Below are 24,990 nucleotides of genomic sequence, written 5' to 3' on the forward strand. Positions count from 1 at the left end.
ACAGAACAGCTACGGAGATTCTTTTTTTACTTTTTGCTAAAAAAATGTTAACTTAGCAATGCACATATTTGGTTTCTAGTTAGTTGAATATTAATACATCTTAATATAAATTAAAAATGAACAAATTTTATCCTTCTGCAATCCTACTCCTTTTCTTTCTTTCAGCCTGTAAAAAAGAAACTCCGCCACCACCCAAACCACTTGAAATTTCAGTTCTTACTGTTTTAAATCAGGATGTAAATGTAGAATCGGAATACACCGGACAGACTTATGGTCAGTCAGACATTCAGATAAATCCTCGTGTTGACGGTATTATTTTGAGTCAGAATTTTAAAGAAGGTGGTTTTGTTACCAAAGGACAAGTGTTGTACACTATTGACCCACTTCCTTATAAAACCAAAATGGACGAAGCCGCGGGGACACTGGCAGAATCGCAAGCCGGTTTGGCAAAAACCAAAGCCGATTTAGACATGATAGCGCCATTAGCGAAGATAAATGCGGTTAGTCAAAGAGAGTTAATTTCGGCTAAGTCAGCTTACAGTGCGTCTCAGGCTAAAATTAAAGCGTCTCAGGCTTCTCTGGAAAATTCAAAAATCGAACTGGGCTATTGCCGTATTATCGCACCAATTTCAGGTTTAATCGGAATATCAAAAGTAAGAGTAGGCGATTATGTGAGACCTGGTGCGGCATCAGTTCTAAACACAATCTCCGATTTAGGTGATGTCAGGGTTCGATTTACGATGAGCGAACAGGAATTTCTTCGTTTGTTTAGAGAATTCAACAAACCTAATTCTTCTTTAAAAGGTTCCGGCGCTGTGGTTTCTCTGAAATTATCCGACGGTTCGACTTATCCTGAAACGGGTAAAGTCAGTTTCGCCGACAGACAGATTGATCCTTCTACGGGCGCGATAACATTTGAAGCGGCATTTTCAAATCCTGATAAATTATTACGACCGGGACAATATGTAAAAATCGGATTGCTTACAGACATTCGTAAAGATGCTATCGTGATTCCGCAACGTGCTGTTATTGAAGTACAGGGTATTTATCAGGTTTACGTATTAGGCAAAGACAATAAAGTCAGCATGCAAATCGTAAAACCCGGTCCGGCTGTAAAAGATGGTTACGTAATAGAAGATGGCTTAAAACCCGGAGACAAAATAGCTATGGGAGGTACTTCATTATTAAAAAATGGAAGTGTTATTACACCAAAAGTAGTTCAATGGCAATTGGGTCAGACACAAGCTGCGGCAACTAAATAACTTATACACCACGTATCATGGGAGAATTTTTCGTTCGAAGACCAATCGTTGCTATTGTAATGAGTATTATTATTGTGATACTCGGATTACTGGCATTACAAAAAACACCTATTTCGCAATATCCCGACATTAACCCGCCTGTTGTTAAAATCAATACGAGTTTTACAGGTGCCAATGCGCTGAATGTTGAACAAGCAGTTGCGACACCTATTGAACAAAAAGTAAATGGTGTGGAAAATATGCTGTACATGAAATCTACCAATACTTCTGATGGTGCCTGTACCATTGAAGTAACTTTTGATGTGGGTACTAATTTGGATAATGCCAATATGCTTACTCAAAACAGGCAAAATCAATCTTCGCCTTTTATGCCTTCCAGTGTAAAACAGCAAGGGGTTGTGGTAAAAAAGTCCTTATCCTTCCCGATGATGCTGTTTACTGTTACCTCAAACAATCCGAAATACGATGCTAAATTTCTAAACAATTATGCCAGCATCAATATTGTAGATCAGCTGGCTCGTATAAAAGGTGTTGGAGAGGTTGCTCTTTTTGGGGGCAGTGACTATTCGATGCGTATCTGGTTAAAGGCCGATGTCATGAGCAAACTGGGTGTTACGGTTGATGATGTAAAAAATGCCCTGAACGCCCAAAACATGATTAGTCCCGGAGGAAAATTTGGGGCTGAACCTGCGCCTCCGGGTACTGAGTTTACTTATGGTGTTACGCTTCAGGATCGTCTGGTAACGGAGAAACAATTTGGAGAAATCGTTGTTCGAAGTAAAAAAGACGGTGCACAGGTGTTACTCAGCGATATTTCCCGAATTGAGCTGGGAACTGAAAACTACAGTTCATCTGCACGCCGAAACAGTTCACCAAGTGCGGTAATGGCGGTTTATCAAATGCCCGGAAGTAATGCGCTTGAAGTGGCCGAACTGGCAAAAAAAGCCATGAAAGACCTTTCTGGAAAATTCCCAAAAGATATCGAATATCAGGAGTCACTTGATACAACACTTGCTATTACTGCCGGAGTCGAAGATATTGTTCACACCCTCTTTGAAGCGGTTATACTGGTAATTCTGGTGGTGTTTATCTTTCTGCAAAACTGGCGTGCTACCTTAATACCTTTAATAACGGTTCCTGTTTCCTTAGTGGGAACCATTGCCGTTTTTCCGTTATTAGGATTTTCGATAAACACACTTTCACTCTTAGGATTGGTATTAACCATTGGTATCGTAGTTGATGACGCTATTGTTGTGGTAGAAGCTGTTATTCACCATATCGAAAAAGGCAAAAGTCCACGGGAAGCTACCATTCAGGCAATGAAAGAAGTATCAGGTCCGGTAATTGCAATTGCCTTAATTTTGATTGCTGTTTTTGTACCGGTTGCCATGACTCCGGGAATCACGGGTCGCTTTTATCAGCAGTTTGCCATCACCATTGCGGTATCGGTAGCATTCTCAGCCATTAGTGCCCTGTCTTTAAGTCCTGCTTTATGTGCCATGTTATTAAAACCGACCAAACCAATTGAAGAACAAACCGGATGGCTGGCCAAATTTTTCGCCGGATTTAACCGAATTTTCGAAAAAGTTACCGGAAGATACCTAACAGGAGCTACTTTCTTTGCCAAAAAATCAATGCGAATTATAGTCTTACTGGCCGTCATTATGGCTGCCGTCGTAGTATTAGGCAAAAAAATTCCGTTAGGTTTTATTCCCGAAGAAGATCAGGGTTATGTATTGGTCAATATGTCACTACCGCCAGCCTCTTCCTTACAGCGTACAGATGAAATATCGCGAAAAGTGGATCGTTTTTTAAAAGAAGAAAAATCCATATTATCGTATACCACGATCAACGGATTTAGTATGCTTACCAATTCTTATCAGCCGAACAGTGCCTTTATTTTCATCTCATTAAAACCCTGGGAAGAAAGAGACGAAACTTCTAAGCAATTTGTGGACCGCTTAAACAAAAAATTTGCGACTCAAATCACTACTGCTTCCGTATTCGGATTTGGCCCTCCGGCCATTCAGGGTCTGGGTGCTTCCGCAGGTTTTAGTTTAATGCTGCAGGACAAAGGTGGTAATACTCCACAATATTTAGCCGAACAGACTCAGGCTTTTATAGCAGCTGCTCAACAACGTCCGGAAATAAAACGAATCTATACCACTTTTAATGCCGGTTCTCCACAAATCAAATTGGATATTGATAACGACAAAGCCATGAAACTCGGTGTTCCGGTCTCGAAAGTTACCGAAGCTTTAGGCACCTTTTTAGGGGGAAGTTATGTAAATGACTTTAATCGTTTTGGACGTCAATACAAGGTTTTCATACAAGGTGAAGCCGTTAATAGGGTAAAACCTGAAGATTTAAACCTGATTTATATCAGAAATAATGATGGTGATATGCTTCCCATTTCCACGTTGGTAACCGCTACAAAAGTTATGGGTCCCGATTTTACCAATCGTCTTAATCTGTTCCGATCGGCCGAAATTGGTGGAAGTCCGAATGACGGTTATAGTAGTGCGCAAGCTTTAGAAGCTTTAGAAGAAGTAGCCAAACAAACCCTTCCGGCAGATATGGGTTACGATTACATCAACCTTTCGTATCAGGAAAAACATTCACCTGGCGGAAGTTCCGTGTTTATCATGGCGCTGGTATTTGTATTCCTCATTCTTGCCGCACAATACGAAAGCTGGAAATTGCCTTTCAGTGTATTACTTGGTGCACCGTTTGCCGTTTTTGGAGCCTTTTTGGGACTTCTATTAGCCAGAATTGGTAGCGATGCTTACGTCAACAATGTTTTTGCTCAAATTGGGTTAGTGCTCTTAATCGGATTAGTAGCAAAAAATGCGATCCTTATTGTGGAGTTTGCCAAAGAAGAATACGAAAAAGGAAAACCGTTGTACGAATCGGCTATGGTAGCAGCAAAACTTCGTTTCCGACCGATTCTCATGACGGCCTTTGCTTTTATTCTTGGTGTTGTTCCACTTTTAACGGCTACGGGTGCGGGCTCTCAGGCACGTATCGTAATGGGAATGGCAGTATTTAGCGGTATGCTAATCGCCACTGTTTTGGGTGTATTAATTGTACCCGGCTTGTTTGTGATGATTGAAAACATTGGAAAAAAGAAAGAGGATACCAACGAAACGACGGAAAATAATAAGGACTCTAATACCACTGGCCATGATGATTAAGAAATATAAAATAATAGCCATTATCCTTTTACTCTCCTTATTGCCTGTAGGCTGTATGGTGGGGCCTAAGTATAAAAAGCCCGAACAGCTAAAGTCTGATTCTTATCAAAACGAGCGAAATTTAGACAGTCTCGCCTCGGTCGTCAACTTAAAATGGTTTGATTTATTTAATGATGATGTTTTAAAAAACTTGATTACAAAGGGGCTTCAGAATAATTATGATTTAAAAATTGCGATTACCAGAATTGATCAGCTTAGGGCACAACTAGGATACTCTAAAACAAATCTATTACCTTCCTTTCAATACGGAGCAACTATAAACAGCAACGAAAAAAATCTGACGCCTTCAAATGTCGGTGCAAACATGTCCTGGGAAATTGATTTTTGGGGAAGATACCGTCATGAAAATAAAGCGGTACAAAATGAACTTCTGGCTACTGAGGAAGCCCGTAAAGTTGTACTTTCAAATATTGTAAGTGATATTGCGACAGCTTATTTTCAGCTGCGAAATTTCGACGATCAGTTAGAGATTGCACAACATACCCTTTCTACCCGCGAAAAATATTATGAAATTATAAACCAAAGATTCAAAAGCGGTTATATCTCTGAGGTAGACAAAGCACAAATCGAACAACAGGTTGCGATCGCCGAAGCAACTATTCCAAACATTAAAAGACAAATAACCGTTCAGGAAAATATTATTTCTCTTCTTACCGGTCAGCTTCCATCGCAAATTCCCAGAGGAAAATCCAACACCGAATTGCGAATTGTAAGCGAAATACCATTATCAATTCCGTCCGCTTTACTGGAAAACAGACCTGATGTAAAAGCGGCAGAATTAAAATACAAAGCTTCCAATGAAAGAATCGGAACCGCCCAGGCGATGCGCTTTCCTTCTTTTAACCTCGCAGCAATTGCCGGATTCGCCAGCGCCGACTTAAGCAATTTGTTTTTAGGAAGTTCTTATTCACAAAATGCCTCTGCAGGAGTTACCGGCCCCATATTTGCCTTTGGAAGAAACAAACGCAGAGTAGAAATATACAGACAACAGGCTGAAGAACTCAAGTTTACCTATCAAAAAACGTATATTTCTGCTGTTAATGAAGTAGAACAATCTATTCAGAACATCAAAACCTACAAAGAAGAATGGAGCGCCCGAAACCGACAGGTTAATGCGGCTTTAATAAACTATAAACTGTCCTACGAAAGATATGACAGCGGTTATGTTTCGTATCTGGAAGTTTTAGATGTCGAAAGCAACTTATTTCAGGCGCAATTAAGTCTATCACAATTATCTGAAAGACAATTAAGTTCAATGGTTCAATTGTACAAAGCCCTTGGCGGGGGATGGAGTCCGTAAAGGTGCAGAGGTACAAAGTCGCAAAGGTTCAAAGGTACTGAGCTGCTAAGGTTCTGAGGTACTAAGATTTTATAAAAACAAAAAAAGCACTATTTTCATAGTGCTTTTTTTTTATAACCTTTGTGTCTTTGTACCTCTGTCACTTTGAGCCTAAAACCTTAGAACCTCAGCAACTCAGATCCTTAGTAGCTTAAAGAATTAACAAAACTCGTTAAAAGCGTCTTTCAAATTTTCAGCGATTAATTCAGCTGGACGGCCTTCGATGTGGTGACGCTCTAACATGTGAACTAATTCTCCGTTTTTGAACAAAGCCATAGATGGCGATGATGGAGGGAAAGGGAACATATGTTGTCTTGCAGCATCAACAGCTTCTTTGTCAACACCAGCGAAAACTGTAATTAAGTGATCTGGTTTTTTAGCTCCTTCTAAACTCATTTTTGCTCCCGGACGTGCATTTCTTGCAGCACAACCACAAACAGAGTTTACAACAACTAAAGTGGTACCTTCAGCTTTGATAGCATTATCTACTGCTTCTGCACTATGTAAATCTTGAAAACCAGCTGCTGTTAATTCAGCCTCCATCGGTTTTACCATTTCTTGTGGATACATATTTCTTATTTTTAAATTTTACTTTTGATTTGCAAAGTTACGAAGTTTACCCGCAACTACTTAATTTGTGGTATAAAGTTTTGTTATAGTTCAATTGATTTAGTCGAAAGCTGTAAAGTCATAAAAAACAAACACTTAAAACAATCTATTGTTTGGTGAATTTCTTCTGATATGGATAAGTCTCGTAAACCGTATTGTCTTCATTAAGAGAAAATCCTTTAGCAGCATCATCTCTTGCCACACCAACCAAAGCGACGACTTCTTCTCTTGGTTTCCCTTGCTTCAACCAGCAAACCGCTTTGTAATACTTTGCATCTGAAAATTCAGGATATACTTTGAGCGCTTTATCAAAAATAACAAGTGCTTCGTCCCATTTTTTGAGCTCGTATTTGGCAATTCCCTGATAAAAATACGCAGTAGGATGTTCTAATTGTTGTCTGTTTTTATAAATGTCATTTACATAATCGTCAAACAGCTTTTCGGCTTTATCGTATTCATTCAATTGCAAATAACAAAGCCCTATATAAAAACTATAGGTATGATCCATGACATAACTGTTTCCGTAAAGTTTAATGCATTCTTCAAAATCAACAATCGCACTTTTATACGTTTTCGCAAAAATACATTTTATAAAAGCCCGGTATGGAAGCCATTCTTGTTTATTATAACGAACGGCTTTATCCAGAAAAGACATTCCCACTGCGTATTTCTTGCATTTAAAATACGGCATTGCTTTTTGTTGCCACAGATAAGCTATTGTGCTATCTTTTTTTAGACCTTCGTCGATGCAATTTTGCCATTCTGACATTTGAAAAGTATAATTGTACTTATAGGCACAACTGTCTAAGTATTTGACCTGAATAGCATCCTGAGCTTTATTTTTGGATACCTGTGCAAAAGAGATAATCGAAAAAAACAAACTGAATCCTAAAATAATGTTTTTCAAAGGTTATTGGTTTAAGTTAAATTTATTGGGCAGAAAAATCACTCTAAATAACGCTTTTATAAATGGCACCTTAGGACACTTTAAAATAACTTTAACATCCTCGATCAAAGTAGTTTCTTCGTCTAAGAATTTAAAAATCAAAGACGGATTTCCTTTTTTGAATAATGACGAAAAAATACCGCTTCCCAATTCGTTATGACGATACAGAATGTCCAAAAGCAGTAAATCGTAAAACCAGAATCGGCTTCTTTTATGAAAGGCAGTCATCTTAATTGAAGTCGAAGAATAGAGAAACTTCACCAAATCAGCTGATTTTTTATCGGCACTTTTAAAAGTATAACCTGTACTGGCTTTGGTCCACCCTCCGGCGGTTCCAATATTCAAAACTCTTTTGGTATTCTTCTTCCAGAACGGATAACAAGTCATCGGGATGCTTCCCTGCTCCTTCTCTACAATTTCATACTGCTCAATACCTCGTTTTTCTAAATAGATCTGAATCTCGTTTTCATACTCCGCCGTTGAAAGCAATTTCTCCGAAAATAAAGTATATTCAACCAAAGCTTCTGTTTTAGAAACCGGCAGTACATACATAAATCTTGTGTTCCCTTTTTGTTCTACCGAAAAATCCATGAAAGTAGCCTGTTCCGGGTTGAAGACTTCCTTTTCAGATTTCACATACCAACCTACAAAATGCTGTTGCAGAACGAGATATTTGGTTTGACTTAATGCAGTTGATGAGGTATAAATACTATTCAGCAAATAATGACAAGTATACCTATTCTCTTCTGAACCTACAAAAACATGGGTTTCGAGTTCGTTGATATTGGTTACTTTCTCGTTTGAAAAAGTGACATTGGAATGTTTTGACAGCTCTTTAAAAACAAAATCATAAAAGTCCAATCCCCGAATTTGATGGTACTGATAAGGTTTCAGGTTTAAATTACATTTGAAATTTTCGTTGGCAAACAAAGCAGAATCCCATTTTTTAAGAACAATCGAACTCCAGACGGAATCTTCTTTTTCCCAAAAACACCAGGTTCGGTCATTGGTCTTTTTCACGTCCTGATCCAGTAATAGGATCGATTTATGGGCAAAATTCCCTGACAATACCATTTTGTAAACGGTCATCAAAGCTGCTAAACCCGTTCCGGTAAAAATGTAATCGAAGTGTTTGATTTGCGAAGAATTCATCCTCAAAAATAAGGAATTTTATTTTTGTAGCTTAAAATTTAAAACCCTTCGAAACAGATAAAAATCTTGTATCAAAGGATTTAAATATTGGTTTAATTAATATTTGCTTTTTTTCAGTATATCAATATCTTGCTGTTGTTTTTCAAGTATTCTTTGCTGGCTAAGAATTTGATTTTTCTGTTCAAGTAAAGCTTTGTTCTGTTCAATCAAATACAAAGTAAGTTCTTCTACTTTTTTCATCAAAGTCTTATTCATCTCTCCCAATTCTAATCCGTTATCGCTAATTTCTTTTGCGCTTGGAACTTCAGGAAGATGTCTGTTTGTTTCTATGTATTTTTCTAAATCTTCTAATGATTTAATTTTATAATCCTCCTCAAAAACATAATCTGGCCAGTTCACCGTCTCTACTTTGACTTCTTTTGAACGAATATTACCGTTTACGGATAATTTTTCTTTAGGAGTTTCTGTACCAATTCCAACATTACCATTAGCATTTCCAATCGTATTGAAAGAAAAACCATTTTTTGGATCTATCTGTAATTGAACATAGTTTGTTTCATCACCGTTTTTAGAGCTTTGAAATCGTATTTTGTCCTTGTTTGCCATGCGGCTGTATTGTTCAAAATAAACCCCAGTATTGTCTTGCCCTGAATATAAAAAATCGGTTGGTCCACCCCATTTTATTATTCCATTTACATCTAATTTGTATTTAGGAGTTTCTGTACCAATTCCGACGTTTCCTCCATTAAAATAACTATCTCCGTTACTGGTTATTACATTTTTAAACACTCCATTGTATTGCATTGCAAATTGAGTCTCTGACCAATAGTTTATATCAGATGGATAGGTGTAACCATACATTTTAATCCCTCCATTACTATGAGGATCAGATATGTTAATTGTTAATTTTGCATTTGGATTTCTACCAATACCAATATTTCCGTTATCTGCTAAAATTAACCTGGCACCATAATTCGAAACATCTTTACTATAGTTCCAAAATTGGAGAGAATTACTGTATGGACCTGTCATATTGTATAAAACCCAACGATGTGCCGCGCTACCAACATTTTTCAATGAGTTCTCTAAAATTACCGATCCTCCTTCATTTGTCCCGTCTGTAAAAACATTTGTTTGTGTTTGTGCAAAAGAACTAATACCAACAAACATTAGTAATGCAATTATTGTTTTTTTCATCTTCATATTTTAATTTATTTTGACGGGCAAAGAAACAAAAAACTTTTCTCACAATTACTCTTACGTTTCATTATTAAAACAATCTATTCTTGTAGTTTTCCTAAAAGAAGTTTAAAATCCTTTGGATTCAAGTAACTGTTATACTGAGCAATAATTTCATAATGCTCGTTCAAAACACATAAAACCGGATACACAAGCTGTCCGTTTATGGTACCAAGCTGCAAAGCCAGTTCATGAACCCCAACATTGTTTCCTGAAGGTTTGTATTTGAAAGTGTTTTTGTTAAACGTAATCACTCTTTTTTCTTCAGCATTCAAATCGATGAAGTAGAAGTCTGAATTGAGTTTTTCACTCACTTCCTGATTTTTAAACGTCGTATTTTTCATTCTCTGGCAATACTGACACCAATCGGTATGAATGAAAACAATGATTTTCCGTTTTTGAGTTTGTTGTAAAGTATCTACTTCCTCAAAAGTTCTGCCTTTCAGCTGGCAAAATCCTGTTGAAGTTATTCCGAAGAAAAAAATAAGTAGAAATAGCTTTTTCATTGTTTTGTTTTTTTTCAACAGATTTTAAAGGATTGCTCTTTTGCCACGAATTCACGAATTAAATTGTAAACCTATATCTGAAAAAAGTGGCAATTCATGAATTCGTGGCGAATAAAAAAACTTTTATTAATCTGTGGCTTATAAATTTATCTAAAATTGTATCGCAATCCTAAGAATCCTCGAATGGTCTGGTTTTGTCCGTAAACATAAGTGGTGTCAAAAGTTAAACCATATGGATTATCCGGCGTAACCAATACTTTTCCCGCCGAATCATACTGTACATTTTTATCAAAAGGGTCATTCGTTCTCGAAATCAAAAAGGGATTATTTTGTTTTGGAGTAAAATTTAGTAAATTCTTGATTCCCCCGTAAAGTTCAAAATTCTTCCAGCCTGTAAACGTAAACTGAATATTCTGAATGCTGTACCAAGGTGAATTTGGATTTCTCGGATCGTACTCATTCAACAATGGCAATTTCATCGGACTGTAAACATTTCCGGTGTAATCCAACACTAAATTCCAGGGGTTTATTTTATACGAGACACTCCAGGTTCCGGTAAATCTTTCGGTTAAGAACGGTCGCTGTGAAATTTTGTCCTGAACATTTTTATTATCTAAAACAGTCGCTCCTAAAATGAACTTTAAACCATTGGTGAAATTGACATCAATATTGGTACTGATTCCCTGACTGAGAGCATAACCATCGATATTGTCGTAAATGATCTTATTGGGATCGGTTTCGTAGTCTGAAATGATTTTATTACTGAAACGTGTATAAAAAGCCGTTGTTTCGATTCCGACAAAAACTCCGCTGTCAAAATTTATTTTCTGAATATAATTCAAATTAACGTTTACTGATTTTTCCGGTTTTAAATCACTTTTAAGCACCACATCTCGTGATCCCGTAAGCGCTGCATGATCTTCGGTAAACAAATTCACCACTCTGAATCCTGTTCCGGCATTTAACCTAAAAATCGTATTTTCATTTGCCTTAAAACGATAGGCAAATCGGGGTGTAAAAATAGAACCATGAATAGAATTATAATCGTATCGCGCCCCTAACAGAACCTGACTCTTTGGCGAAAATGTGATCTCGTCCTGAACAAAAATTCCCGGCAACCAGGTTTTTTCGGCATTTTTTGTTGCCGGCGTATTATCATCGTAGTACGAGTATCGGCTTGCTATTCCGGCAAGAAAATCATTACTGCCTATCTTTTTATCCCAGGTTAACTGCAGGAAGCCTATTTTTTGATTCGCAATATACGACGTCGTTCCGTAACGGCTGTCCTGATAATGTACATTCCCCGAGAACGATAACATCAGTTTTTCTTCAAAAGGCAATTGGTAACTTCCAATTAACTCTGCCCTTTTCGTATAAATACTTTCACCGTAAATTTCATCTCCTCCACGATATTTTCTTTCCCAACGAACATCTCCTCCCCAACGGTCTTCATACATACCACGTGCTGCTATGGTAAAAAGACGGTTGTCGTTTCGATGAAAACTCCATTTATTAAAAACCGAAATCCTTTTAGAAAGCGTCACATCGGTAAAATTATCGTTGTCTTTATCGATAACCTGATCGTAATTGAAATAGTTAACGCCTAAAAGTGAAGTGGCCTTTTTTCCGGCATTAAATTTCATTCCAAGATCAAGATTGTTTTCTAGATACGTTGTGGTAAAATAATCTGCCGAAAAAACCGGAGCGTTTGTTGGGTTCTTGGTAATAATATTGATTAATCCCCCAACAGCCTCACTTCCGTAAAGAGAAGAAGCCGGACCTTTTACAATTTCTATTCTTTCTACCAGAGAATTCGGAATTCCGGACAAGCCATAAACCGTTGAAAGGCTGCTGACAATTGGCATTCCATCGATCAAAACCAAAGTATACGGGCCTTCGAGACCGTTTATATGAATGTCTCCCGTATTACAAACGCCACAATTTAACTGTGGCCGAACGCCGTTTATGTTTTGAAGCGCATCGTAAATACTCGGCGTTGGATTCTTCTTAAAAAAAACAGGGGAATAAACCTCAACCGGAACAGCACTTTCCAAACGTTTAACTGCTTTTAAAGTTCCCGAAACTACTACTTCATTCAATTGATTGTCTGTATCGTCCAATTCAAAATCATACGCTTGAACAGTGCCCTTCCTTACGTCGATTTTCTTTTTTGAAGTCTGAAAACCTACCAGAGAAACCTGAAGCGTATAATTTCCAACCGGTACATTTTCGAAGTTATAATATCCTAAACTATCCGTAACCGATCTGTATTTTGTGCCCACTAAATGTACGTTTGCCAACTGCAATTGATGGCCATCACCTGAAATAATTCCGGAAACAGAATTGGTTTCCTGAGCAAATGAAAACTGCAAACAAAAGAAAAGCAGCATCAAAAATAGTTTTTTCATTATTATAAAATTAAATTTAGACAAAACTAAAAATTAAATTTGACAAATAGTGTTCCTGACGCAAAAAACTTTAATCTAACTTCAATTCAAGGTTTTGCAGTTATTTTAATCACATGAAAAGGTTATCCGATTTAACCTAAAAATGATTCATCAATCAGTTCTTTATTCATCGAAGCCCCGGCAAAAGATCCGGAAGAAACAGCCATAGCAACAGATCGCGCCTGAATATGACAATCACCACTGGCAAAAACTCCGGGAATTGTTGTTTTTTGAAACGCATCTACTTTCAACAAACCTTGTTCTGTCAATTCGCAGCCTAAAGCTTCCGGAAGTGGGCAATGCTGCACAAAAGGTGCTCTGAAATAAATAGCTTTTACTTCAATTGTCGCTTGACTTTTGAAAATAAGCTGCTGAATATTTCCGTTTTCCTGTTTTACGTCAGCAATCTCATCTTCTATAACCTTAATTTTATGTTGCTGTAAAATTTGAGATTGCGCTACGGTAAAAGTTGATTTTCCGTTCGTTAATATTCTTAAATCCTCCGTCCAGTTCGAAATTAGTTTCGCATATTCGAACCCCATATCACCATTAGCGATAATCGCTGTTTTTTCGTTTTTGACTTCATAGCCGTGACAATACGGACAATGCAATATTGAGATTCCCCAACATTCCCTAAAACCGTCAATTTTGGGTAGTAAATCTTTTATTCCGGTAGAGAACAATAACTTTTTAGAAATGAACACTTTTCCGGATTCTGTTTTGATTTCAAATCCTTCTTTTGTTTTCATTGCCTGAATTGCTAATCCGTTATAAAAATGAACGGTATCGTAAAAATCGACCTGAATTAAGGCTTTCGCCGAAATAACTTCGGGTCTTTCACCATCCTGTGTGATAAAATTATGTGAATAAGGCGTTTGTCGGTTACAAGGCAAACCACTGTCTATCACCAAAACCTGTCGCAAAGAACGCCCCAGACTCATTGCAGCCGAAAGCCCACTATAACTGCCGCCAATAATTATAACATCGTATTTATTGTTCTGTATCACTATATATTATTTTTAAGAAGTTCTTGGTATGGGAAATAAATCTTTCTTCGGGAAAAATCCGTCCTGATAATCTACAATCTCATCTGGTGTACAAAGGCACTTTTCAAGCTCTTCCAGAATTTCTGTTTCTTTTATTTTCTGACCAATAAAAACAAGTTCATTAAGTCTGTCTCCGAAATTAGAAGTCCACCGTTCTTCTATAATATCCTGAAATTCAACAAAATTATTAAAGGTCATTCGTTCACTTAATGGCATGCTTGCCCACCAGACTCCGGCCCCTTCGGCTTTCATTGATCCACCGGCCTGACTCCAGTTTATGGCTTGTTCCGGTCGGGATGCCATCCACAGCAGTCCTTTACTTCGAATGATGTTGGCGGGAAAATCGGATGTAAAAAAATTCCATAATCGATTGGGATGAAAAGGCCTGGGATCCCGAAATACAAAAGAACTAATTCCGTATTCTTCTGTTTCAGGTGTATGAATACCTTCTAATTCCCGAATCCAGCCCGCTGAATTCTCGGCTTCTTCGTAATTGAACAATCCCGTGTTCATAATTTCGTTTGGGTCTACTTTGCCTGAAACCGAAGTGATTATTTTCGCCACAGGATTCAACTTTTGAATAGAAGCTCTCAAAAACTCCAATGATCTGATACTAACGAGATCTGTTTTATTCAAAATGATAACATTGGCAAATTCTACCTGATCTACCAGAAGGTTGACGATCGTTCGATTGTCATTTTCAAGATCGGATAAGTTTTGCTCCCGCAGCGTTTTGGCCGAACCAAAATCTTTAAAAAAGTTAAAACTATCCACAACGGTCACCATAGTATCGATGTAACTAAATCTGGACAAGTCAATATTTTCCTCTTCGTTCACAAAAGAGAAAGTCTGTGCTACCGGAATCGGTTCGCTGATACCTGTACTTTCGATAAGCAAATAATCAAACCTGCTTTCTTTGGCCAGTTTTTCGACTTCAAGCATTAAATCTTCCCGCAAGGTGCAGCAAATACAGCCATTAGTCATTTCGACCAGTTTTTCTTCCGTTCTGGACAAGGTATACTCCTTCTTCACGAGCTGCGCGTCTATATTAACTTCACTCATGTCATTTACGATAACAGCAACTTTAAGGTTTTCTTTGTTGTGAAGAATATGATTAAGAAGTGTTGTTTTTCCTGCACCAAGAAATCCGCTTAAAACGGTTACGGGTAGTTTTTTCATTACTAAATGTGTTTGTGGTTTTTATAATTTAGAAGATGTCCGATAATCATTCCGATACCCCCAATAAAAATCAGATCCAAATGAACATCCAGTATCATTTCACTCAGAATACTGATCCAAATCAGAGATATCGATAAAATCAAAGTTATAGCGACTAAAAGACTTGATTTTTTAATAATTTTGACAATTGCAATTAAACCTATTGAAGCAAAGGTCAAATCGATAAATGGATTATGGCTAATGCCCAAAGGCAAAATAGTAAGTAGCGGAAATATCAGACAATGAACCAGACAAATGGCAGCACTTGAGATTCCTAATATATCGTAAAAAGGCGTCGTTGTTTTCTTCATTTTCAGTACATTTGCTTAATGCAATTATGTTGCAAATATAAAATTTTATTTTTAACGCAACAATGTTGCGTTAATTTTTTTAATGCTCTAAAAATGAAAACAACAAGAAATACAGCAGCAAAGACAGCGGTTCTAGAGATTTTTGACAAATCTAAAACCGCCTTGTCCCATACCGAAATTCACAAACAGATTGATGATTTGTGCGATCGTGTGACCGTTTATAGAATATTAGACCGCTTAGTAAATGAAGATATCGTTCATAAAATTGTGAATCTTGACGGTACCGTAAAGTATGCCAAATGCCATCATCATGCTCAAAGAGTACACATTCACAATCACGCTCATTTTAGCTGTGAAAAATGTCTCGAAGTCACTTGTCTGGAAAATGTAAAACCGAGCTATATTATTCCGCACAATTATAAAGTAAATGAGATAAACTTCACCTTGTCAGGATTGTGTCCGAATTGTTTGAATTCAAACAATTAAGTTTTAGACTTGTCTAAAAATATTGTTGTGCAGATATAATTTATCCCTATATTTGTTCAAACAACATTTTTACAATGACCAAATCTTTAGAAGAAGTACACCAATCGGTTGCGACACAACATAAAAAAACAGGATTTAGAAAAATATTAGCCTTTTTAGGACCGGCCTACCTGGTAAGTGTCGGTTATATGGACCCAGGAAACTGGGCAACAGATATTGCCGGCGGAAGTCAGTTTGGGTATTCTTTACTTTGGGTTTTACTGATGAGTAATTTGATGGCGTTGCTGCTTCAGAGTTTAAGTGCAAGGCTTGGAATTGTGACCCAACGTGATTTGGCACAGGCATCGCGAGAGACTTACTCCAAATCTATCAATTACATTTTATACTTTTTAGCCGAAATTGCTATTGCCGCCTGTGATCTTGCCGAAGTTCTGGGAATGGCGATCGGAATTAATCTTTTGTTTGACATACCGTTAATCGAGGGGGTTTTAATTACCGTATTGGATACTTTCTTATTGTTATTCCTGATCAACAAAGGAATTCGAAAAATGGAGGCTTTTATTATTGTATTGGTGGCTATCATTGGATTCTCCTTTATATTCGAAATGATTTTTGCAGAACCTGAACTGGATAAAGTTATTTACGGTCTGGTTCCTTCAATTCCAAGTTCTGCCGCTTTGTACATTGCCATCGGAATTATTGGTGCCACGGTGATGCCTCACAATTTGTATTTACATTCATCACTTGTACAAACCCGAAAATTCGACAGGACTCCGGCCGGAATCAAGCAGGCATTGAAATACAACTTTATAGATTCGACTATCGCCTTAAACCTGGCCTTTTTTGTAAATGCTGCCATTCTAATCCTTGCAGCTGCTACCTTTTACAAAAACGGAATGTTTGAAGTGGCTGAAATTCAGGATGCGCATCAATTTCTCGAACCTTTACTGGGAACTAAATGGGCGCCTATTTTATTTGCGGTGGCTTTAATTGCTGCAGGACAAAGCTCAACTGTAACAGGAACTTTAGCCGGTCAGATTGTAATGGAAGGTTACCTGAATTTACGTATCCAGCCTTGGGTACGAAGAATTATAACACGACTAATCGCTATTGTACCTGCCGTTGTGGTGATTTTAATTTATGGTGAAAGCGTAACAGGGAAATTATTGATTCTAAGTCAGGTTATCCTGAGTTTACAGCTTGGTTTCGCGATTATTCCGCTGATTCATTTCGTAAGCGATAAAACCAAAATGAAAGGTTTTCATATTTCAAGAACGACACAGGTAGCCGCATGGATTATTGCTTCGATTATCGTAACTCTGAATGCAAAGCTGGTGTATGACGAAATCACTTCCTGGCTGCAAAACTCTGATAACCCAACCGTACTCTGGTTGACAGTGGTTCCGCTTGCTTTTGGATTTCTGGCTCTATTACTTTACATTATTTTCAAACCTTTTGTCACTAGAATAAAGTCAAATATCGAGAATCATTCTCCACATCATTTAAAATTGGTCTATACGCCAAAAGAAAGTTATGGCAAGAAAAATATAGCCATTACAGTCGATTTTTCTAAGGCCGATGAAGTTGCACTCAACAATGCCTTTGAACTGGGCGGAATCGACGCGCAATACACCTTAATTCACATCGTTGAAACTGTTGGAGCCTTGATGTATGGAGGCAATGTCGACGATCATGAAACGACTGTCGACGAAAAACTATTATTAGAATACAAAGAGATGCTGTCCTCAAAAGGTTTCAAAATCGAAACGGAACTAGGCTTTGGAAAACCCAACAGTGTTATTCCGGAAATCATCAATCTTGGTAATTTTGACATTTTAGTAATGGGAACCCATGGCCACACCGGACTAAAAGATATTTTGTTTGGCACAACGGTAGACAAATTGAGACACAAAATTTCTATACCTTTGCTAATTGTTAAAAAATAGTTCTTTTTAAAAGGAACAAAGGTTCAGAGCCGCAAAGGGACAAAGCTTTAAAAACTATGAACCTTTATCCCTTTGTAACTTTGAACCTCAAAAAATAAAAAAATGACTTTTTCAGAAGAAAACTATCTTAAATCCATATACCACCTTACGGCTTCAAACGATGCCGAAGTGAGCACTAATGCCATTGCCGAAATGATGGAAACGAAAGCTTCATCAGTTACTGATATGCTTAAAAAATTGTCTGAGAAAGATTTAGTCAACTATAAAAAGTATCAGGGTGTATCGCTGACGGAGAATGGAAAACTGGCCGCCAAAATGATTGTTAGAAAACATCGCTTATGGGAAGTCTTTTTAGTAGAAAAACTCAGCTTTTCCTGGGATGAAGTTCACGATATTGCCGAACAGCTGGAACACATCAAATCGGAACAACTGATTAATCGTCTGGATGACTTTTTGGGAAATCCGACCGAAGATCCTCACGGAGACCCGATTCCCGATGCCAACGGACGGATTGTTAAAATCGAAAAACAATTGCTTTCAGAATTAACAGAATATCAAACCGGGGTTTGTGTGGGTGTAAAAGATACTTCCTCAGAGTTTTTAAAGTATCTGGACAAACAAGGAATTGCTTTGGGTTCTAAAATTGATCTTTTATCGAAAGAATCATTTGATTTATCCGTTAAAATTAAGGTTGATGGACGGGAATTGTCTATTTCGAATAAAATTGCCTCAAACTTGTTTGTGAAGCTGGTTTAAAAGTGCTTTCCGAAAAATTTATAAAGGTTTCGCATACGCATATATCTTATTTCTTTATCTAAAATAATATATGCCGATCCTACGGATCTTTATTTCTTGTACTAACCCTACCACGGATTTCATCCGTTGCTATAAATGTATCGTTCCTGCGGAACTGTTATTTATTTTGCTTTTTTCAATGAATTAGAAAACATACCAATTGGTTACGACCAAAAATCTGGTTTTGTAAAACTTTAAGTGATTCATTAAATAGAATTCTACATATGGCTCCAAAGGAGCCCAATAGATATAGCAAAATAATCAAGCATCAGAGAAAAGCTCCGAAGGAGCGTTATATTAAATATTGTTTATCCTATTTTCAAAACAAAATTAGCTTCAAAAAATTTAAACGATCCCTTTCTCGATCATTTCCAGCATAACCGGAGAAGCGTTTTTAAACGTTGGTGGCTGTTCGATAATACTTCCAGCATTCTTCTTGTTCACCTTAAACGTCAAATCATTATCTGTGGTAAACAATAAAGCTGTTAAAAATGGATTTTTAATATAAGTTCCTAACACCAATAAAGCTTCATCCAGCGTATGAATACTTTCAATTTCCTCGGTTTTATATCTGGTTGTTAAAGAAATAGAGAAGGTATTATCCTCATTCAAAACTAAACGAAAATAAATATTCTTAATCTCGGTATCGCCCATTGTTTTGGCCAAAGTCAATTTTGCGAAAGTTCCCGCCTGGATGCTTTCTTTAACTCGTTCACAAAAAAGGGCAAATATTGGTTCGTACATTTTTTTAAGATTCTAAGGTTCTGAGATGCTGAGGTTCTAAGTCTTTTACCGCAAAGTTCGCTAAGATTTACGCAAAGGACACAAGAAAAATTAAAAACTTGGCGAACCTTGCGTAAATCCTTGCGGTCTTAGCGGTTATGAAAAAAAAATTATTTTCCGGTAAATTCAGCTTTACGTTTTTCTAAAAATGCCGTTGTTCCTTCTTTGAAATCCTGAGTTCCGAAACATTTTCCGAATGATTTGATCTCAGTATCAAAACCATTTTTACCATCAGTATAGTTTGCATTGATCGCTTTTATGGCTTTAGCAATTGCAAATGGTGCATTTTTAATAATTTTTTGAGCGATTCCGGTAGTAAAATCCAAAAGCTCTGCTTGTGGTACTACATGATTTACTAAACCGTACTGTTTGGCCTCTTCTGCACCAATCATAGCAGCGGTCATAATCATTTCCATCGCGCGGCCTTTCCCTACTAATTGTGGTAAACGCTGCGTTCCTCCATAACCTGGAATCAATCCTAAAGTTACTTCTGGCAAGCCCATTTTAGCATTGTCTGAGGCTACTCTGAAATGACAAGACATTGCCAATTCCAATCCTCCACCAAGGGCAAAACCATTTACAGCCGCAATTACAGGTTTTTTCAAATTTTCAATAAGATCAAATAAAGTTTCCTGTCCTTCTGCTGCCAATTGCGCTCCTTCGATGATGGTATAATAGGCAAATTCCGAAATATCAGCTCCGGCTACAAATGCCTTCTCCCCACTTCCGGTGATAATGATAACACGAACATCATCATTTTTACCCAACAACTTCACTGCTTTACTTAAGTCACTGATCGTAGCTTTGTTTAACGCATTTAATTTGGTAGGTCTATTGATGGTTACGGTCGCAATTCTTTCTTCTATTGAGATTAAAATATTTTCGTAGTTCATGATGCTAATTTTATGAGTTTGTTATCGGTAAAGAAACTCTGAATGTGGTTCCTTTTCCGTAAGTTGATTCAAAGGTAATTGTTCCTTTGTAATTTTCGATGATGTTTTTGATAATTCCGAGTCCAAGTCCCATTCCACTTGTTTTTGTGGTAAATTTTGGCTCGAAAATTCTGCTGATATCCTGTTTCTGAATTCCGATACCGTTGTCTTTTACCGCAATTTCAACATCGTCGTCTATGCGTTTTACAGTAACTACAATCGATTTATGAAATTGACTTTCCGGGATTGCCTGTGTCGCATTTTTAACAAGATTGGTGATAACCCTTATCAATTGCGTACGATCCATCTTGGAGATAATTTCCTCCTCTTCACTTTCAAAAACGATATAATCTTCATTGAAAATATCTAAAGCAAGCTCCACAACCTCAACCACGTTTAAGGTTTCGTTTTGTTGTGCCGGCATCGAAGCAAAGTTCGAGAATGCCGATGCCACCGCTGTCATGGTATCGATTTGCTGAATTAAAGTCTCTGAATAATCATTTAGTTTTTGCTTAACATCCGGTGCAGTTGGATCAAACTTGCGTTGAAAACTCTGCACAGTCAAACGCATCGGTGTAAGCGGATTTTTGATTTCATGGGCTACTTGTTTCGCCATTTCGCGCCATGCCTCTTCACGTTCACTTTGAGCTAATTTTATAGCACTGGTTTCCAGTTTATCGACCATTCCGTTATAAGCCTTGATTAAGAAATTGACTTCCTTACTGTTAGCTTCTAAAACGATCTTCTCGTTCTTCTGGTCTAAATTAGTTTCTTCCAGTTTATCCGAAATTGTTTTAAGTGATTTTGTAATATAAGTCGATAAAAAATAAGCCAAGCCAAAAGCCACAATAAGCATGAAGGAATATACCTGACTTAAACGAATCAAAAAGGTATTCAGCTCATTGTCGTAGTACCCATCGTCTTCTAAATAGGGAAGGTTTAGAATCCCCAGCGGTTTGAACTTTTCGTCTTTAATCAAACTGTAAGACGATCTGTTTTTAACACCATCAATGGTTTTAATATCTACAAAACGTTTTTCGATAGAAGAACGGACTAATTTCAGAATGTATTCGGGAATTGGAGGAGCAACTTTATCAACGGCGAAAGACTCCTTTGAGGACTTTAATAATTTTCCGTCAAGACTGTAAATATTGATTTCGATTTTATGAATCTGAGCCAGTTCGTGTATTTTATCTTTAAAAATTAAATCCAGATTGGCAGTTTTTAAAGGATATGTTGTCGTGGAAAGCACATAATTAATGTGTTCCTTCACTGCATTCTCTTTGCGCTCGAGACGTTCCTGATGGTATTCTTTTGCTTCGTTTTTAAACTGAATAATAGAAATAGAAGCCAATAAAAACGATGCCACAACAATCAATACAATCATCGACAGGAAAATCCTGACACGCAGCGAAAGCATAGACATTTTGAAGTTGTTAAACATAGTTTTTGTTTTGTTTGTTTCAGGTTTCAAGTTTCAGGTTTCTTTGCGTTTGGCAACTTGAAACTTGAAACCTGAAACTAAAAAACTATTTCCTCTCTCTTATTCTTTTATAAAATCTAAATCCTAGCATGATCAGAACTGAGAATAAAATAATTCCGATCACACCAAAAATCCAGTTGATGGCACTTTTTAAAACTACTAAAAAAACGACCGCAAATAGTATGATGGTAGCACCTTCATTCCACAAACGCATAAAGTTATTGGAATATTTCACCTCGTCATTTTGTAATTGTTTAAAAATCTGATGGCATTTTAGATGATAGAGATACAATAGAAATACAAAACACAATTTCACATGCATCCATGGCATTTTAAGCCAGGCATTTCCTAAATCGGTAAAAAGCAGCATCCAAAAAGCAAAAATACTCGCCAAAACTGCTGACGGCCATGTAATAATGTACCACAAACGATAGGCCATTATTTTGTACTGTGCCTGCAAAATTTCTTTCTCGGGAGATGGTTTTTCACTGGCTTCAATTTGATATACAAATAAACGCACAATATAAAATAGTCCTGCAAACCAAGTGATTACAAATATAAGATGTAGTGATTTTAAGTAATTGTAGTACTCCATCATAAAGTCTTTTTTCTTTACTCTTTATTCTATTTTCTATTTCGCCCAATCGTTAATCCAATTTCCAACGGTCTGGCACCACTCGTCGTCGTCATTCAAACAAGGTATTGCCAAAAACTCTTCGCCTCCGTTTGCTTCAAAATCTTCTTTGGCACGCATTGCGATTTCCTCTAAAGTTTCTAAACAATCCGAAACGAAAGCTGGTGTTACAACCGCCAAATTTTTGATTCCTTTTGCTGGCATCTTATCAATTTCAACATCAGTATAAGGTTCCAGCCATTTGTCTCCCGCTAAACGTGACTGAAATGTTAAGCTATACTTATCTTCAGAAAGGCCTAATAACTTTACGACTTGCCTGGTCGTTTCATAACATTGATGACGGTAGCAAAAATCATGCGCAGGTGAAGGTGTATTGCAACAAGATCCGTCAATTTTACAGTGTGATTTCGTCACATCGGTTTTACGAATATGACGTTCCGGGATTCCATGGTACGAGAACAATAAATGATCGTAATCAAAACCAACCAAATGTTTCTGAATAGAATCAGCCAGATTCTTGATATAATCCGGTTTATTGTAAAACGCAGGAACATCTGTAAAAGTCATTTGCGGAAATTTCTTCTTACGAATTTCTTCTGCCTTAACTAAAATAGTCAAAGTCGAAGCCATCGCATATTGCGGGTATAAAGGGAAAAGCAATACCTCTGTAACACCTTTTTCATGTAATTCCTGAAGTCCTTTTTCGATGGTCATACTTCCGTAACGCATTGCTAAAGCAACCGGTACATTTACCAAAGGCTGGACCTTTTTTTGCATTCTTTCAGAAAGCACAACCAAAGGAGAACCTTCATCCCACCATATTTTCGCATAAGCATGTGCTGATTCTTCCGGTCTTTTTCTTAAAATAATACCACGAACCAACAAAGCTCTTAATAAATACGGAACATCGATCACGTATTTATCCATTAAAAATTCGTCTAAGTATGGTTTTACATCTTTTGGTTCCGGGCTTTCCGGAGATCCTAAGTTTACTAATAATACGCCTTTCATTATGTTTTTTTTGCTTTAGGCTTTAAGCTCTAAGCTTTAAGCTTTTAATATGTTTGTTTTAAAAAATTTCGTCAAAAGTAGCGCTTGCAGCTTTTTAGAAATATGATAAATGTTACTTTTTGTTTATGTTCTTATTTACAAAACTGATTCTTTAAAACATTATCAGTTTTTATCCTTTTTATATTTGCTGAATAGCTTTTTCAATGATTTATATTCTTCTTCTGTTCCAAAGTTATCTGTACTAATTTCCTTTTTAGAACTAATCAAATAAAACTGACTACAGGAAAGACAGATTTTAGCTACTCCTGAAATTTTTTCATTCTTTTTAAAAATTAAAATATCCCTATATTCAGGTGCACAAGCATATACATTTTCAAACATCTTTAAAGAAGATTTTTCCAAAAAAATATCATTTCTTAAATATTCAACGTCTTTTTGAGATAATTCAAATTTAGAAAACCCATTAGAATTAATTGTTTTAACAAAAACATCATTATTTACTTTCTCAGGATAGTCATCAAAAAAAATCTTATCTTCAATAGTATCGTCAATTCCTTTACTATGATTATCATCCATTTCTACTTCTTTACTTTTATTCAATGAATAATATTCAACACTGTCAAAATCAAAAAACATTTTTTCTTCTTTTGATTTACAAGACAGAATTAAAAAAAGCAATAAAACTATTGAATATCTTTTAACCATTAAACATTTGCATTAATCGACATCAAATACTTTTTCGGAGTTGTAGCAAACTTCTTTTTAAATGCCGCAATAAAATGACTCCCTGTACTGTAACCAATTTTTAATCCTACCTCATTTACATTATAAGAACCGCTATCGAGCAGTTTACGGGCGAAATCCATTTTGTAATCAAACAGAAATCCGTAAACGGTATCGCCATAAATTTGTTTGAAACCCATTTTTAGTTTCTTCAGGTTCAGGCCAATCTCATCTGCCAGTTCCTGCAAACCTGGTGGCTCAGCCATATTGGCAATGATAATTTCTTTGGCTCTTCTTATTTTCAAAACATTATCTTCATCAATCAAAAATGGACATTGTTCTGCATTTGGATCTTCGGTTCGGTTGAAATACAAACTAAGTAATTCATATCCTTTTCCCTTATAATAAAGGTTTTTTATGGACGGATGCAGGTTGTAATGAAACAGCTGACTCAACACAATAGCCATAGAGGGACTAATATTTCCTTCGTTATAATATTTTTTGTCCTTATTATCAGGACTTAAAAAAGTAATATAATCTGCTTCGGCAGAAAACAACGCGTGAAATTTTTTGATCGATACGATTACCGAAATCACCCAGGAATTTGGAGAAAGTTCTAAATTCAATGGTAATTCTTTTTGTGGATTGTACAAAAGGAGCGATTTTTCTTCTTTCAATTCCAGAGCATACGTTCCCTGATTGAACAAAAATTTAGCGTTGCCTTTTATCCCGAAATGAAACTGTATCAGACCACTACCTACTTCGTGCTGCCCCAAAAAGAGCTCTGAACTGTCGTTTTGAAAACGGATCAGCGTAAAGTCATCTTCGATTTTAATAATTTCCTGAGAACTCATAGCGATATTTTTTT

General features: G+C 36.8%; 22 protein-coding genes. 6 read left to right on the forward strand and 16 right to left on the reverse strand.

The features are described 5' to 3' along the window. The first annotated feature begins 116 nt into the window (after positions 1 to 116). Genes M4I44_RS04155 through M4I44_RS04165 form a run of 3 tightly spaced genes read left to right on the forward strand, consistent with a single transcriptional unit; the run spans position 117 to position 5,816 of the window. Positions 117 to 1,262 carry an efflux RND transporter periplasmic adaptor subunit gene (locus tag M4I44_RS04155; protein ID WP_249966598.1) on the forward strand — a complete coding sequence of 382 codons (1,146 nt, stop codon included), beginning with the start codon at positions 117 to 119 and terminating at the stop codon, positions 1,260 to 1,262. 17 nt (positions 1,263 to 1,279) lie between these two features. Continuing rightward, positions 1,280 to 4,456 carry an efflux RND transporter permease subunit gene (locus M4I44_RS04160; protein ID WP_249966599.1) on the forward strand — a complete coding sequence of 1,059 codons (3,177 nt, stop codon included), beginning with the start codon at positions 1,280 to 1,282 and terminating at the stop codon, positions 4,454 to 4,456. Further along, positions 4,446 to 5,816 (forward strand): TolC family protein, encoded by a 1,371-nt coding sequence (locus M4I44_RS04165; RefSeq protein WP_249966600.1) that lies wholly within the window; start codon positions 4,446 to 4,448, stop codon positions 5,814 to 5,816. The genes M4I44_RS04160 and M4I44_RS04165 overlap by 11 nt, the downstream gene beginning before the upstream one ends. Before the next feature lie 198 nt (positions 5,817 to 6,014). Here the strand turns inward: M4I44_RS04165 and M4I44_RS04170 are convergent, their stop codons facing one another. The 9 genes from M4I44_RS04170 to M4I44_RS04210 form a co-directional block, all read right to left on the reverse strand. After that, positions 6,015 to 6,425, reverse strand: coding sequence for a BrxA/BrxB family bacilliredoxin (locus M4I44_RS04170; protein WP_017495842.1), 411 nt, complete (start codon positions 6,423 to 6,425; stop codon positions 6,015 to 6,017). A 145-nt stretch (positions 6,426 to 6,570) separates the two neighbouring features. Beyond that, positions 6,571 to 7,371: a tetratricopeptide repeat protein gene (locus M4I44_RS04175; RefSeq protein ID WP_249966601.1), complete on the reverse strand. Its 801-nt coding sequence runs from the start codon at positions 7,369 to 7,371 to the stop codon at positions 6,571 to 6,573. 3 nt (positions 7,372 to 7,374) lie between these two features. Then, positions 7,375 to 8,562, reverse strand: a complete 1,188-nt coding sequence (locus M4I44_RS04180; protein WP_249967408.1) for a lycopene cyclase family protein — start codon at positions 8,560 to 8,562, stop codon at positions 7,375 to 7,377. A 96-nt stretch (positions 8,563 to 8,658) separates the two neighbouring features. Further along, on the reverse strand, positions 8,659 to 9,759 hold the full coding sequence (locus M4I44_RS04185) for a hypothetical protein (protein ID WP_249966602.1): 1,101 nt from the start codon (positions 9,757 to 9,759) through the stop codon (positions 8,659 to 8,661). 83 nt (positions 9,760 to 9,842) lie between these two features. Then, positions 9,843 to 10,307 (reverse strand): thioredoxin family protein, encoded by a 465-nt coding sequence (locus M4I44_RS04190; protein WP_249966603.1) that lies wholly within the window; start codon positions 10,305 to 10,307, stop codon positions 9,843 to 9,845. A gap of 146 nt (positions 10,308 to 10,453) precedes the next feature. After that, a complete protein-coding gene (locus tag M4I44_RS04195) occupies positions 10,454 to 12,715 on the reverse strand; it encodes a TonB-dependent receptor (protein ID WP_249966604.1) in 2,262 nt (753 codons plus the stop codon). A 131-nt stretch (positions 12,716 to 12,846) separates the two neighbouring features. Beyond that, the gene (locus tag M4I44_RS04200; RefSeq protein ID WP_249966605.1) at positions 12,847 to 13,761 is read right to left on the reverse strand and encodes an NAD(P)/FAD-dependent oxidoreductase; all 915 of its coding nucleotides are present in this window, start codon (positions 13,759 to 13,761) and stop codon (positions 12,847 to 12,849) included. 12 nt (positions 13,762 to 13,773) lie between these two features. After that, the gene (locus tag M4I44_RS04205) at positions 13,774 to 14,979 is read right to left on the reverse strand and encodes a GTP-binding protein (protein ID WP_017495836.1); all 1,206 of its coding nucleotides are present in this window, start codon (positions 14,977 to 14,979) and stop codon (positions 13,774 to 13,776) included. Positions 14,980 to 14,981: 2 nt separating this feature from the next. Further along, positions 14,982 to 15,329: a MerC family mercury resistance protein gene (locus M4I44_RS04210; RefSeq protein ID WP_070906290.1), complete on the reverse strand. Its 348-nt coding sequence runs from the start codon at positions 15,327 to 15,329 to the stop codon at positions 14,982 to 14,984. 93 nt (positions 15,330 to 15,422) lie between these two features. On the opposite strand from M4I44_RS04210, the gene M4I44_RS04215 reads away from it, so the two are divergent. The 3 genes from M4I44_RS04215 to M4I44_RS04225 all read left to right on the forward strand — a co-directional run bounded on the left by M4I44_RS04215 (position 15,423) and on the right by M4I44_RS04225 (position 18,517). Then, complete coding sequence (locus M4I44_RS04215; RefSeq protein ID WP_017495834.1) at positions 15,423 to 15,815, forward strand: Fur family transcriptional regulator; 393 nt, start codon at positions 15,423 to 15,425, stop codon at positions 15,813 to 15,815. Positions 15,816 to 15,889: 74 nt separating this feature from the next. Continuing rightward, positions 15,890 to 17,761 (forward strand): Nramp family divalent metal transporter, encoded by a 1,872-nt coding sequence (locus M4I44_RS04220; protein WP_249966606.1) that lies wholly within the window; start codon positions 15,890 to 15,892, stop codon positions 17,759 to 17,761. A 102-nt stretch (positions 17,762 to 17,863) separates the two neighbouring features. Next, a complete protein-coding gene (locus M4I44_RS04225; protein WP_017495832.1) occupies positions 17,864 to 18,517 on the forward strand; it encodes a metal-dependent transcriptional regulator in 654 nt (217 codons plus the stop codon). A 384-nt stretch (positions 18,518 to 18,901) separates the two neighbouring features. On the opposite strand, the gene M4I44_RS04230 is transcribed toward M4I44_RS04225, so the two are convergent. From M4I44_RS04230 to M4I44_RS04260, 7 genes are all read right to left on the reverse strand, one after another. Beyond that, positions 18,902 to 19,300 carry a hypothetical protein gene (locus tag M4I44_RS04230; protein WP_089076095.1) on the reverse strand — a complete coding sequence of 133 codons (399 nt, stop codon included), beginning with the start codon at positions 19,298 to 19,300 and terminating at the stop codon, positions 18,902 to 18,904. Between the two features lie 149 nt (positions 19,301 to 19,449). Then, entirely contained in the window at positions 19,450 to 20,232 is a 783-nt protein-coding gene (locus M4I44_RS04235) for an enoyl-CoA hydratase/isomerase family protein (protein ID WP_249966607.1), read from the reverse strand. A 10-nt stretch (positions 20,233 to 20,242) separates the two neighbouring features. Next, positions 20,243 to 21,658 (reverse strand): ATP-binding protein, encoded by a 1,416-nt coding sequence (locus tag M4I44_RS04240; RefSeq protein WP_017495829.1) that lies wholly within the window; start codon positions 21,656 to 21,658, stop codon positions 20,243 to 20,245. A 142-nt stretch (positions 21,659 to 21,800) separates the two neighbouring features. Beyond that, entirely contained in the window at positions 21,801 to 22,349 is a 549-nt protein-coding gene (locus M4I44_RS04245) for a CopD family protein (RefSeq protein WP_017495828.1), read from the reverse strand. A gap of 36 nt (positions 22,350 to 22,385) precedes the next feature. Further along, positions 22,386 to 23,399, reverse strand: coding sequence for a ferrochelatase (hemH, locus tag M4I44_RS04250; protein ID WP_249966608.1), 1,014 nt, complete (start codon positions 23,397 to 23,399; stop codon positions 22,386 to 22,388). Positions 23,400 to 23,561: 162 nt separating this feature from the next. Then, entirely contained in the window at positions 23,562 to 24,104 is a 543-nt protein-coding gene (locus tag M4I44_RS04255) for a hypothetical protein (protein ID WP_249966609.1), read from the reverse strand. Next, complete coding sequence (locus M4I44_RS04260; RefSeq protein WP_017495824.1) at positions 24,104 to 24,976, reverse strand: AraC family transcriptional regulator; 873 nt, start codon at positions 24,974 to 24,976, stop codon at positions 24,104 to 24,106. The genes M4I44_RS04255 and M4I44_RS04260 overlap by 1 nt, the downstream gene beginning before the upstream one ends. Between the last annotated feature and the right edge of the window lie 14 nt (positions 24,977 to 24,990).

It is taken from the genome of Flavobacterium sp. B183 (assembly GCF_023539155.1).
GTDB classification, from domain to species: domain Bacteria; phylum Bacteroidota; class Bacteroidia; order Flavobacteriales; family Flavobacteriaceae; genus Flavobacterium; species Flavobacterium tructae.